The following is an 11,708-nucleotide window of genomic DNA, read 5'->3' as shown; positions in this document are numbered from 1 at the left end:
CCCCCGCCCCTGCAGCGCAGATGCGTTTCAACCGTCATCACCGCCGGTCTCTTAGGTTAATCACGGCGCACGCGATGAAAGCCACACACAAGCGTCCAAGCGTCGCCCTTCAGCGGTCACCGGAATGACGCAAGCAGCTAGCCGCCGTCTGTGGCGATCAGCATCCAATTTCGCTTCCTTGGCTGGATGTCACTGGCAAACGTCCACGTATCGATCACTTCAATGATCTGCTGGGGATCTCCTGAAACGATGTCGTTGTTGGCCGAGCGTGTAACGCTGACCACGTCGGAAACGAAGCGAACGGCAATCTCAGCGGTACCATTCTCCTCAAGAGCGTCGACGACCTTTGCGTCGTTCGTGCCTATAAAGGTGAGTTGCAGCATCTCCGCCCGATCCCGGCGCCCGGCAATCGCCCGTTCGAAGATGTCGAGCACTTCCGGTCCGACAAGGCGCTTCAATGTCTGGATGTCCGCACTTGCATAGGCCAACAGGACAACTTCATAAGCCGCCTTGGCGCCGGCCAGAAACGTGGCAGGGTCAAAACTCGGATCGCTCTTTCGGATAACCTCCAAGGGCGTGTCGCCGGAAGACGTGATTTCGTTACTTCCGGCTAGACGCTCAGTCGGCGCATCGTCCGGTTTTGCCTTGTCATCGCCCGGACGTGACTGACGTTTGCTCCAACTGCCTAGAAACGCCCAATAAAACGCGATGATCGCCATGAGCAGTATCTGGTTGTTTGGGTCTGTGGTCTCGTTCATGAAGTTCTCCCGACAAAATGTCGAAGCGGGCGCCGGTTCAGAACCGGAGGTGACTTTTAGACAATGCGCGGCAGCCGTTCCCATTGATGGAATGGCGGCGGCGACGGCAGCAGCCATTCGAGCGTGGTCGCACCTTCGCCCCATGGATTGGCGCCAGCTTGACGCTTGCGGGCGAAGGCCTCCGCGACCGCGATGAAGAAGACGATAAGTCCGGCCGTAGAAATGTAGGAACCGATCGACGACACGAAATTCCAGCCGGCGAAAGCGTCGGGGTAGTCGGCATAACGTCGAGGCATGCCAGCCATGCCGAGAAAATGCTGCGGGAAGAAGACGAGGTTGACGCCGACGAACATCAGCCAGAAATGCAACTTGCCGAGCGTTTCGTTGTACATGTAACCAGTCATCTTCGGGAACCAGTAGTAGAAGCCGGCGAAGATGGCGAAGACCGCGCCCAATGACAGCACATAGTGGAAGTGGGCGATCACAAAGTAAGTGTCGTGATAGACGCGGTCGATACCGGGGTTGGCAACCATGATGCCAGTGACACCACCGATGGTGAAGAGCAGGACGAAGCCGAGAGCCCAGAGCATGGGGGTCTTGAACTCGATTGATCCTCCCCACATGGTAGCCAGCCACGAAAACACTTTCACCCCAGTTGGAACGGCGATGACCATCGAGGCGAAGGCGAAGTAGCGCTGGGTGTCCAGGGACAGGCCCGTGGTATACATATGGTGTGCCCAGACAACAAAGCCGATCGCACCGATTGCCACCATCGCATAGGCCATCCCGATGTAGCCGAAGATCGGCTTCTTGGCGAAGGTCGAGATGACATGGCTGATGATGCCGAAACCAGGCAGGATCATGATGTAGACTTCGGGATGACCGAAGAACCAGAACAGATGCTGGTATAGGATCGGATCACCGCCGCTGGACGGTGCGAAGAAAGTCGTCCCGAAATTGCGATCAGTCAAAAGCATGGTGACGGCACCGGCGAGCACCGGCAGCGACATGAGAAGCATGAACGCGGTGACCAGCATCGACCAGGCGAACAGAGGCATCTTGTGCATCGTCATGCCCGGTGCGCGCATGTTGAAGATGGTGGTGATGAAGTTGATCGCGCCGAGAATAGAGGAGGCGCCCGAAAGGTGGATCGACAGGATGACCAGGTCGACGGCGGGACCCGGCTGGCCGTCCGTCGAATAGGGCGGATAGAGCGTCCAGCCGCCGCCGTGACCGAGCGTGCCGGGTGCTCCCGGAACGAACATTGAGGTGATGAAGAGGATAAACGACATCACCAGAAGCCAGAACGAGATATTGTTCAAGCGCGGAAAGGCCATGTCGGGCGCGCCGATCATGATCGGCACCATCCAGTTACCGAAGCCACCGATCAGCGCCGGCATGAGGACGAAAAAGATCATGACCAGCCCATGGGAACTGACGACGACGTTGTAGACACCCGGATCGCCAAATATCTGCAGGCCCGGTTCCTGCAACTCCATGCGGATCAACACGGAAAGCGCGGTACCGAAGACGCCTGCCATGATCGAGAACAGCAGGTAAAGCGTCCCGATATCCTTGTGGTTGGTCGAAAACAGCCACCTGACGAGAAACCGGGGCTTGTGATCATCCAAGGTTGTGGCGGGATTGGACATGACGTGCTTCCTGCTTTCACTGCTGGCTGGCAAGACGGCCTCAACAATGGACGGCATCTGCGATCCGCCGTCACAAAGGATTAGCCTCGCCTGCGCTCATTCATTCATCCGTGACGATCACATCCATCGGAATGTCATGTGGCTGCGGATAGATGGTCTGGGTTTTGCTGCAGGCGTAACCGACGCCCACGACGAGAGGCCGCTTCGGCGCGGCGGCCAGGGTCCGGTCGAAGAAGCCGCCGCCATAGCCCAGGCGATAATTCGCCTGGTCGAAACCGACTACGGGCGCGATGACCACATCCGGCTGGACCGAAGGCCCGTGTGACGGGACAAGAATATTCCACATTCCGCGTTCCAGTGGGTCTCCCGGTCCCCAAATACGAAACTCGAGCGGCCAGCCTTTTTTGATGACGACCGGCAGCGCGATCCGCCCGCCGCGCTCGATCACCCGGATCGCCCAGTTGCGAAGGTCCGGTTCCCCTCGAAAAGGCCAATAGCCACTAACGATGCGGCCGCTCACCCGGCCGACAGCCAGATCGAGAGCGGAAGCGATGCGCAAAGACTTCGCGAGGCGTTCCTCGGGGTCTACGGCTAGACGCTCGTCGATCAGGCGCTTGCGTTCCGCCTTGCGCCACCGACAGACATCCGACCAAGTGTCCTGCGCGATCGAATCCGCGCCATATCCCGGAACAAGTTCGTGCATGTAGCACGGCGGAGAGGCGTACTCTTGCGTTTCCAAGGGACCATCCTCCTGATCTGGCATTGCGCGCTCCATTAACCGTCGCAGCGGAAACCGCTCGGCCTCATCAAGGTTGCGCTGTGTAAAACAGGAAGGCAAACGGAATTAAATGCTGTATTGGTGCAAGATTATTGCACTGAACCGAGAAGCCCCAATGGACATCGCCCGCGCTCGCACGTTTTTGGAAATCGTCCATTCGGGCAGCTTCCTGAAGGCTGCGGATCGCCTTCATGTCACGCAGACCACCGTAAGCGCACGCATTCGCACGCTGGAGGAGGAGCTCGGACGTCAGCTCTTCATCCGTAACCGCAACGGCGCGCAACTGACGCCGGCGGGCCGGGAGTTCGAGCGGTTCGCCCAGTCATTCGTGCAAATCTGGGAGCGCGCCCGCCACCAACTCGCCATCCCATCGGGACGGACAAGCGTCGTCGCCCTTGGCGGAGAGCTCAGCTTGTGGAACCCGCTGCTGCTCGACTGGCTGGTCTGGATGAAGAACGCCAGGCCGGAAATCGCCATCCAAGCCCAGGTCGGCGTACCGGACCAACTGATCGAGCAACTCAGGACCGGTGTTCTTGACATTGCGGTGCTCTATGCGCCGAGGTTGTTGCCGGGATTCAGGGTGGAGCTTCTCGTTGAGGAGCAACTCGTTCTGGTCCGGACCATGGACCGAGACGGGGAACCCGGCGGCTCCAAGGACTATGTCTATGTCGACTGGGGGCCGCTGTTTGCGGCCCAGCATGGTGCCAGTTCCTCTGCCTTCGGCGAGCCGGGATTGATGGTCGGCCTGGGACCGCTGGGGCTGAGCTACATCTTGCGCGCCGGCGGAATGGGTTATTTCCGCAGGGGCGCAGCAGCTCCCCATATCGAGGCCGGGCAACTGGAGGTAGTAGAAGGCGCGCCGGAATTCACCTATCCGGCCTATGCCGTCTATTCGGAAGCAAGCGAGGCGCGAGCCGACGTACAGGAGGCGCTGCGCGGCCTGAAGCAAGTTGTGAATTGAGCGTCGCTCCCGGCGCGAAGCCATGGTTCGCGTTTGATCGCAAAGACTGCAACGGCAAGCTGGTCGGCTTCGCCGGTTCATCTACATTTCGATCAAAGCGTAGGCCAGGCCAAAGATTCCGGTCATTAGAACGGCGAAGAATGCCCAGCCTCTCAACGCGGCTCGCACATCTTCAGGCTTGGCGCCCTTCTGGTTGTTGTAATCATCCATAATCAGACCCTACTTTGTTGGCCTCAATTGATACAGGGCAAGGCCCGACGGGACGCTTGTCCACCCGCCTTCACAGCCTTCGGGACAGTCGAGTTCTCAGGCGGCCGATGGACCCGGGTCGTCGAACCCGGCATCGAATGCCGCCGCGACTTTGCTCTGAACTTCGTCGTGCGGTTCATCGGAACGATGGACGACGCGCAGAACCGGTCCGTCCGGTCGCCACGAACCCGGCTCGGCAACGCCCGCCAGCTTCAGCCTCTCGCGCCTTGCGGCTTCTGGCTGATAAACCACTTCATGTACGGTCAGCGTTTCAAGGCTGCCGTCCGAGGTCGGAATGGAAATGGACTGACCCTCGGCCAGACCGAGCAGCGCCAGGCCGCGCGGATTGGTGATAGGCAACAGCATGCCAACCAGACCGCGCATGTGGTCATGGGCGACGATGCGGGTTTCGGCAGGGCCGTCGTTTACCCGATAAGCCACGAGGCTGCTGAGCGTCACGACGTTTGCCGGGATGTCTTCCCGAAACATCACAACTGCGCTCCAAATCTTCCGTTGAAGGATCGCCGACAAGGCATCGCCGAGGGCAGGTCGGCGCTCCTGCATCACCTCAAGAATGGTGTAGTCCTTGGTGGTCAGTTGGCAGCTATCGATAGTGGGCATGGCACGTCTCCAGCCGGCCCTGTGCAAGGGGTCCGGCGTCAGGCAATTGATCGGGTTTGGAAAGCTACCCCTGTGCCGGGCCAGGATAGGCCGGCGCAGGGGTCACACTCCCGCGATGAGGCTGCCCGCGTGATTGAGGAGACGGATGCCAACGCCCATGTCTAGACGCCCGCAGCGATTGTCGAAGACGCTGGCGCGCGCCGATCGGCCACATCGCCTGCCGGAGCGGGCTGGCTCACATCAAGCACCAGCAGTTCATGCCGACGCCCGTCTCGGGCGGTCCACATGATCGACTGCCCAGCCGAGAGGCCGACCAGGGCCGTGCCAATCGGCGTGAGGATTGAGACCTTGCCTTCGGAGATGTCCGCATCGCCAGGGAAAACCAGCGTCACCGTTTTCCGATCGCCGGTATCGGGCTTGAAAGTCACGGTCGAACCCATCCGGACGGTGCCGGCGGAGACCCAGCCATCAGCGACGATGCGGGCGCGCTCGAGTTCGGCGAACAGCTCATCTGCCGCCTCCGGATTTCGGGCGGCAACGGTGTTCGCGAGCGCCGACAGACGCGCGTGGTCCGACTTCGAAATGCGGATGTTCGGCTTGCGCCGGCTTTTCGTGATGTCTTGCATTTGAGTACTCATGTTTCTGCCTCGCGTCCGAGCCCGGCAAGGGATCGTCAGCGGTTGTCAGTGCGACGGAAATTTGTTGCTGAATGCGCCGATGCCGCAGGGACTGATGCAACCCTGCGCCAATGTTACATGTTCAATTTTTACATGTTCACCCCTCGGCTCGGGGCGCGCATGGCAGCCGAGCCGGGGGTTACGATCCCGCTATGGGGCAAACCCGGAAAAGAAAATCGCGACGGATTTTGGCGACGGTGCTCATACCCTATAGTTGGGGAAGCAATCTGCGAAGTCAAGCCGCGCGGGAGCCAGGCCTGCGGCAAGAGAAGCCGATCAAGCATTTCCGGAGGCCCTTGCAGCACAGTAGAGCCGCCGCCTAGGATGCCACTTCGAATATGCGATAGCATCGTCAACCAGATTACTAGCCAAAGTACGCCCAACGACCGGCGGTTATGATTTCAGGGACGAGGAACAAGGAGCTGCCATGAAAATCCTTGCCGCGACAGATTTTTCCACCCGTTCGCTACGTGCATTGCGGCGAGCTGGCCTTGTGGCTCGGGACGTCAGCGCCGAACTCACGCTTGTCCATGTCGTCGACGACGACCAGCCCGCAGATATACTCGAGCTCGAAAGACGCGAAGCACAGCGATATCTTGAAGAACAAATGGCCTCGATCCCCGAACTGCAGGGGCTCCGCTGCAAGTCCACGGTTGTCGCCGGCGACCCGTTCGACGGCATCCTGAAAGCGGCCGCGGCGAGCTCGGCGGATCTCATTGTCATGGGCGCGCACCGCAAGCAGTTGCTCCGCGATATTTTTGTCGGAACGACCATCGAACGCGTGATCCGTACCGGACCATGCCCGGTCCTCATGGTGAATGCTGAGGTGGAACATTCATACAAAAAGGTGATGGCCGCCGTGGATATGTCGGAGCCGTCCGCACGCGCAATCAGGACGGCGAGGGAAACCGGGCTCATAGGCGACGCCAGTCTTTCGCTGGTCCATGGTTTCGATGCGTTCGCCAAGGGAAAAATGTCCAATGCTGGAATAGGCAAGGACGAGATAGCGCGCTACGTGGCGGCAGAACGTTTGCAGGCGGGTAGGGAACTGGTCGCGTTTCTGGAGGCGAACGACTTTGGCGTCGACAACTGGTCGCTGCGTATCAAGGAAGCAGGCCCCGTCGAAGCAATCATGGAGGCGATCAAGGAGGTGGCGCCCGACCTTCTGGTGATCGGAACGCATGGCCGTTCGGGTCTCATCAAGGTACTTCTGGGCAGCGTGACAGAAAGCATTCTGCGATCGGTCGACGTGGATGTTTTCGCGGTGCCGCCGATCCGAAGTTGATCGTGGCCTACGCGCCAGATGATCGTGGTTGTTCGTCTTGGGATTGCGCGGCCGTCTCGAATGGCGGGACGCCATCGTTGCCTTCGCTGCGGTCCCGGTAAAGCGACGCGCGCGCCAGCAGCATAAGCGAGACGGGTGTCGTGACAGTCACGAACAGTGCGATCAGTATCTCGTGCAGGACAGGTTTCGACTGAAGCACGGAATGAAAGATGATCGAGGCGATCAGAACACCGCCCGTGCCCCAGGTGGTCCCTAGCGTCGGGGCGTGAATTCGTTCGTAAAAGCTTCTGAACCTCAGGAGCCCGACCGACCCGAGCAGGGTCAGCGTCGACCCCAGGATCAAGAAGAACCCCGTGAGCAGAGCAGCCCAGACCGGCAGGTCGGCGACAGGGGTCATTCTATTACCTCGCCGCGCATAAGGAATTTCGCCAGCGCCACGGTCGAGACAAAGCCAAGCAGCGCGATCACCAGGGCAGCCTCGAAATAGACCGTGCTGCCGGCACGGATGCCGAAAGTCAGCAGGAGAAGCATGGCGCCGACATAGAGCGCATCGAAGCTCAGGATCCGGTCCTGCGCGCGCGGCCCCCGAACGAGGCGCAGCAGAGCACATGCCATGGCGGCGACCAGAAGCAATTGAGCGGTGGTGACGGACCATGCGATTATGACGCCGCTCATTGGAAAATCTCCATCAACCGTCGTTCATAACGCCGCTTGATCAGGTCGATCCACGCCTGCTGGTCGATCAGGTCGAGAACATGGATCCGAAGCCTGCCGCTGCCGGCGTGATATTCGACCCAGGCGGTGCCGGGCGTGCTGGTGATGATGCAGGCGAGTACGGCCAACCCAGTCCGGTCGCGCAGTTCGAGCGGGATCATCACGAATCCGGATGTTCGCGTATGCCGCCCGCCTTGCAGGATGATCTCCGCCACGGCGATGTTGGAGCGAAGAATGTCCGCCAGGACGACCAGGACCAATTGCGGGATCAGGTCCCAGCGTCGTATTTTTGGTTTAGCGGGCTGAAGCGCTGCCATGGCCAAGGACGCTGCGAGAGCGATGACGCCGCCGAGAAACACCTGGCCGATGGACAGCCCATTGAGCAGTATCCACATCGCGAGCAGCGAAGCTGTCAGCAGCGGATAAGGCAGAAGGGCGATCATTTGTCCCTCGGCGCGTTGGGCCCTGGTATCGGCTGGGTGGACAGAACATCTCGCAAGTAGTCCGCGGGCGAATGCAGCGATTGGGCGGTCGCATCCATGTAGCGCATCATCGGTCCACCCTGGACCGTCATCAACAGGCAGAGCGTCAGGAGGAAGGCTACTGGCGCGATCTCCAGGAGCAGCACGCGGGGGACGGTGCCTTCGATCGGCGCCCAGAAAATCTGGATGCCAGCGCGCATCGTGCCGATCAGGGCGCAGAGGCCGGACAGGATCAGCAACGCGACCAGGATCCATGTCGAGCCCGCGATTAGGCCGCCACCCGCCACAGGATCGGGGCGCACCATCGCGGTCAGCAGCGCGAACTTTCCGACAAATCCCGAAAGCGGTGGCAGGCCCGCGAGCAAGAGGCCGCATGCCGCGAAACAGATGCCGAGAACGGCCAGCGTGCCGGGGATGGCAACGCCGACTTCCTCCTGCTCTGGCACCGGCTCCTCCATGTCGTCGCGATAGGCTTCCATGGTCACCGATAGAACATGCGCGGCTGGGTCCTGCACCCGCTCGACGAGTTCGATCAAGAGAAAGAACGCGCCGATCGTCAGTGTTGAACTGACCATGTAGAAGAGGGCTCCGGCAGTGACTCTCGCATCGGCCATCCCGATCGCGGCCAGCAGTGTGCCGGATGAGACCAGGATGCTGAAGCCGGCGAGCCGGCCCACTGCCTGCGACGCCAACACGCCGATAGCGCCGAAGGCGATGGTGGCCATGCCGCCGAACAGCAGCCACGAGTCGCCAAAGCCCGCTGTGGCGCCGGCGTCCACGCCAAACAGCAACAGGGAAAGCCTCAGCAGGATATAGAAGCCGACCTTGGTCATGATCACGAAGATCGCGGCGACCGGGGCCGCTGCCGCCGAATAAGCGCCGGGCAGCCAGAAGCTCAGCGGCCACATCCCCGCCTTGACCAGGAAGGCGACGCCGAGGACGGCGGCGCCTGCTTCGAGCAGCATTCGATCCGCCGCCGGCACCGCCGGGATTCGCTGCGCAAGATCTGCCATGTTCAGTGTGCCGGTCACGCCGTAGATCAGGCTGACCCCGATCAGAAACAGCGACGAAGCAGCGAGATTGACTGCAATGTAGTGCAGGCCCGCCTTGACGCGGAGCGGCCCCGAGCCATGCAGAACGAGACCATAGGATGCAGCCAGAAGCACCTCGAAGAAGACGAACAGGTTGAACAGGTCGCCGGTGAGGAACGCCCCGTTCAGCCCCATGAGCAGAAACTGGAAGAGCGTGTGGAAATGCGGCCCTGCCTTGTGCCAGCGCGCCAGCGAGAAGGCCAGGGAAGCGAGCGCCAGTACGCTGGTGAGAACCAGCATCAGGGCGGACAACCTGTCGAGCACGAGCACGATGCCGAACGGCGCCGGCCAATTGCCGAGCAGATAGACGCCGGTGGTTGCTGACGAAGCAAAGGCATTGTCGACCAAGCGAAGCAGAGCTATGGCGATGACCACCAGCGCAAGCGCCGAGACGATGCTGATCACTGCCTTGACGACATGGCGACGCTCGTCCAGCAGCAGCAGCACGGCCCCTGCCGCGAGCGGCAGGACGATCGGCATGATCATGAGATGACCTGCCGTTTCCATCAATTGGGCTCCCTGCCGTCGACATGGTCGCTGCCCGTCAGGCCACGCGATACGAGCAGCACCACGAGGAACAGGGCCGTTGTCGCGAAGCCGATGACGATGGCGGTCAAAACAAGCGCCTGCGGGATGGGGTCGGCGTAGTCCGCTGGGTTGACCACCGCGCCGGATTCGAGAACGGGCGGCGTATTCACCCTGAGTCTGCCCATCGAGAAGATGAACAGATTAACCCCATAGCCGATGAGCGACAGGCCGATGATGACCTGAAAGGTCCGCGGCCGAAGTAACAGCCAAACGCCGGCCCCCGTCAGTACGCCGATCCCGATGGCAAGGATAAGCTCCACTACGCGATTTCCTCGTTGCTTTGCGCCACGATCCGGTATGCGCGCAGTCGGCGGATGGACTGGTGGGCGAGAGCGATCAGCATCAGCACGGTCGCACCGAGAACGAGGCAAAAGACGCCGAGATCGAAAAGGGTCGCGGTAGCCGCCGGCACCGAACCGATCAGTGGCAATTCGACATAACGGGAATACGAGGTCAGGAAAGGGTATCCGAACAGCCAGGAGGCCGCCCCGACGAGGGCCGCCAGGAGAAGGCCGAAGCCGATCCAGTTCACCGGCAGGACCCGCAACCTGTCTTCAACCCAGCGTGTGCCCGCCGCCAGATATTGCAAGATGAAGGCGGCGGCCAATGCGATTCCGGCGACAAAGCCGCCGCCGGGGAGATCGTGGCCGCGCATGAACAGATAGGCGGCGAACACGATGATGACCGGGAACAGCCATTGCATGATCACCGCCGGGATCAGCAAATAGTCGCTCACCGTATCGCCCGCCTCACGGTCGGGCCTGGCTTCGTCGAATGCCCTCTGGACGCGTTGCTGTTCAGGGGATTCGACATTGTCGGGCGCCGGCCGGAACCGGCGAAGCAGGGCGAACACCGTCAACGCGACGATGCCGAGAACCGTGATCTCGCCGAACGTGTCGAAACCCCGGAAGTCCACCAGGATGACGTTGACGACGTTCTTGCCGCCTCCTTCCGAATAGGCCTTTTTCAGGAAGAAGTCGGCGATTGTGACGGGCGGGGTTCGTGTCATAACCGCATAGGCGATAATGGTCATGCCGGTCCCGCACACCACCGCAATGGCCAGATCGCGGTAGCGACGTAGTCTTGCGCCAGTCGTGGCCAGGCCGGGGGCGACGTCTGCCGATCGCTTGGGCAACCAGCGCAATCCCAGAAGGATGAGAACCGTGGTCACCACCTCCACGAGCAGTTGAGTGAGCGCGAGGTCCGGCGCCGAAAACCAGACGAAGGTGGTGCAGGTGACAAGTCCGGCTCCGCCGAGCAGGACAAGGGCGAACAGCCGGTGGAACTTGGCTTGCCACGCGGCGCCAAGGGCGCACACGACGCCGACTGCCCAGATGCCGGCGAAGGTGACGTCGACGCCTTGGACTGTCAGCCGACCAGGATCGAAACCTAGCCTGTAGAGCGGCCAAGCGGCGGCGATGAAGGCCACGACGACCAGCAAGCGAAGTTGCGGCTGGAGCCGACGCGTTCCGAGAAACCTTTCCAGGAAGCGGGCACCTCTCCACGAAACCACCACCAACACGCGCTCGAAGACGCGCTGGCCCCTGAGACGGCGGAAGTAGGGAGGGCCGTCCTCGCAGCGCGCCAGATAGTCCTTCAGCAGCAGATAAAGGATTGCGCCACCGGCAAGCGCCAACACGCTCATGAACAGAGGAATTGTGAACCCGTGCCAGATAGCCAGACTGTACTGTGGCGTCGCGGGTCCCAGGACGGAGGTGACGGCGGTGTGGAGGAACGGACCGATGGTCAGGCCGGGAACGGTCCCAACCAGGAGGCAGGCAAGCACAAGAAGTTGGATCGGAAACCGCATGAAAAACGGCGGTTCGTGAGGTTCGCGAGGCAGCTCAGCCGG

At 61.1% G+C, this 11,708-nt stretch carries 14 protein-coding genes; 2 read left to right on the top strand and 12 right to left on the bottom strand.

The window, feature by feature from the left end; genetic code table 11:
- Window positions 1-137: 137 nt before the first annotated feature.
- The 3 genes from EN932_RS17095 to EN932_RS17085 form a co-directional block, all read right to left on the bottom strand.
- On the bottom strand, window positions 138-758 hold the full coding sequence (locus tag EN932_RS17095; RefSeq protein WP_164890513.1) for a Tim44/TimA family putative adaptor protein: 621 nt from the start codon (window positions 756-758) through the stop codon (window positions 138-140).
- Window positions 759-814: 56 nt separating this feature from the next.
- Window positions 815-2,410, bottom strand: coding sequence for a cytochrome c oxidase subunit I (gene ctaD / locus EN932_RS17090; RefSeq protein ID WP_064994290.1), 1,596 nt, complete (start codon window positions 2,408-2,410; stop codon window positions 815-817).
- Window positions 2,411-2,510: 100 nt separating this feature from the next.
- Window positions 2,511-3,173 (bottom strand): 5-formyltetrahydrofolate cyclo-ligase, encoded by a 663-nt coding sequence (locus EN932_RS17085; RefSeq protein WP_128368933.1) that lies wholly within the window; start codon window positions 3,171-3,173, stop codon window positions 2,511-2,513.
- A 130-nt stretch (window positions 3,174-3,303) separates the two neighbouring features.
- Here EN932_RS17085 and EN932_RS17080 point away from each other — a divergent pair, with 130 nt between their 5' ends.
- On the top strand, window positions 3,304-4,149 hold the full coding sequence (locus tag EN932_RS17080) for a LysR family transcriptional regulator (RefSeq protein WP_128337936.1): 846 nt from the start codon (window positions 3,304-3,306) through the stop codon (window positions 4,147-4,149).
- Between the two features lie 81 nt (window positions 4,150-4,230).
- Here the strand turns inward: EN932_RS17080 and EN932_RS39545 are convergent, their stop codons facing one another.
- From EN932_RS39545 to rnk, 3 genes are all read right to left on the bottom strand, one after another.
- Window positions 4,231-4,359 (bottom strand): hypothetical protein, encoded by a 129-nt coding sequence (locus EN932_RS39545; RefSeq protein ID WP_263499052.1) that lies wholly within the window; start codon window positions 4,357-4,359, stop codon window positions 4,231-4,233.
- A gap of 96 nt (window positions 4,360-4,455) precedes the next feature.
- Window positions 4,456-5,019, bottom strand: coding sequence for a nucleoside-diphosphate kinase (locus EN932_RS17075; protein ID WP_128368932.1), 564 nt, complete (start codon window positions 5,017-5,019; stop codon window positions 4,456-4,458).
- A 161-nt stretch (window positions 5,020-5,180) separates the two neighbouring features.
- Window positions 5,181-5,645: a nucleoside diphosphate kinase regulator gene (rnk, locus tag EN932_RS17070; RefSeq protein WP_064994272.1), complete on the bottom strand. Its 465-nt coding sequence runs from the start codon at window positions 5,643-5,645 to the stop codon at window positions 5,181-5,183.
- A 478-nt stretch (window positions 5,646-6,123) separates the two neighbouring features.
- Here rnk and EN932_RS17065 point away from each other — a divergent pair, with 478 nt between their 5' ends.
- Window positions 6,124-6,981 carry a universal stress protein gene (locus EN932_RS17065; RefSeq protein ID WP_064994273.1) on the top strand — a complete coding sequence of 286 codons (858 nt, stop codon included), beginning with the start codon at window positions 6,124-6,126 and terminating at the stop codon, window positions 6,979-6,981.
- A gap of 7 nt (window positions 6,982-6,988) precedes the next feature.
- Here EN932_RS17065 and mnhG read toward each other — a convergent pair whose 3' ends face one another.
- The 6 genes from mnhG to mbhE form a co-directional block, all read right to left on the bottom strand.
- Complete coding sequence (mnhG, locus tag EN932_RS17060) at window positions 6,989-7,378, bottom strand: monovalent cation/H(+) antiporter subunit G (RefSeq protein ID WP_064994274.1); 390 nt, start codon at window positions 7,376-7,378, stop codon at window positions 6,989-6,991.
- On the bottom strand, window positions 7,375-7,656 hold the full coding sequence (locus EN932_RS17055; RefSeq protein WP_064994275.1) for a K+/H+ antiporter subunit F: 282 nt from the start codon (window positions 7,654-7,656) through the stop codon (window positions 7,375-7,377). Before EN932_RS17055 ends, mnhG begins: the two co-directional genes overlap by 4 nt.
- Complete coding sequence (locus EN932_RS17050; protein WP_128368931.1) at window positions 7,653-8,138, bottom strand: Na+/H+ antiporter subunit E; 486 nt, start codon at window positions 8,136-8,138, stop codon at window positions 7,653-7,655. Before EN932_RS17050 ends, EN932_RS17055 begins: the two co-directional genes overlap by 4 nt.
- A complete protein-coding gene (locus EN932_RS17045) occupies window positions 8,135-9,775 on the bottom strand; it encodes a monovalent cation/H+ antiporter subunit D (RefSeq protein ID WP_128368930.1) in 1,641 nt (546 codons plus the stop codon). Before EN932_RS17045 ends, EN932_RS17050 begins: the two co-directional genes overlap by 4 nt.
- Window positions 9,775-10,116, bottom strand: a complete 342-nt coding sequence (locus EN932_RS17040; protein WP_127367939.1) for a Na+/H+ antiporter subunit C — start codon at window positions 10,114-10,116, stop codon at window positions 9,775-9,777. The genes EN932_RS17045 and EN932_RS17040 overlap by 1 nt, the downstream gene beginning before the upstream one ends.
- Window positions 10,116-11,708: hydrogen gas-evolving membrane-bound hydrogenase subunit E (mbhE, locus tag EN932_RS17035; protein WP_128368929.1), on the bottom strand; the 1,593-nt coding region annotated here is incomplete at its 5' end. The genes EN932_RS17040 and mbhE, both read right to left, overlap by 1 nt.

Source organism: Mesorhizobium sp. M7A.F.Ca.US.002.01.1.1, from assembly GCF_004022955.1.
In the GTDB taxonomy this organism is placed as follows: Bacteria; Pseudomonadota; Alphaproteobacteria; order Rhizobiales; family Rhizobiaceae; genus Mesorhizobium; species Mesorhizobium ciceri.
Note: the sequence above shows the minus strand (reverse complement) of the source record. Positions and strands in the feature narration are given on the sequence as shown.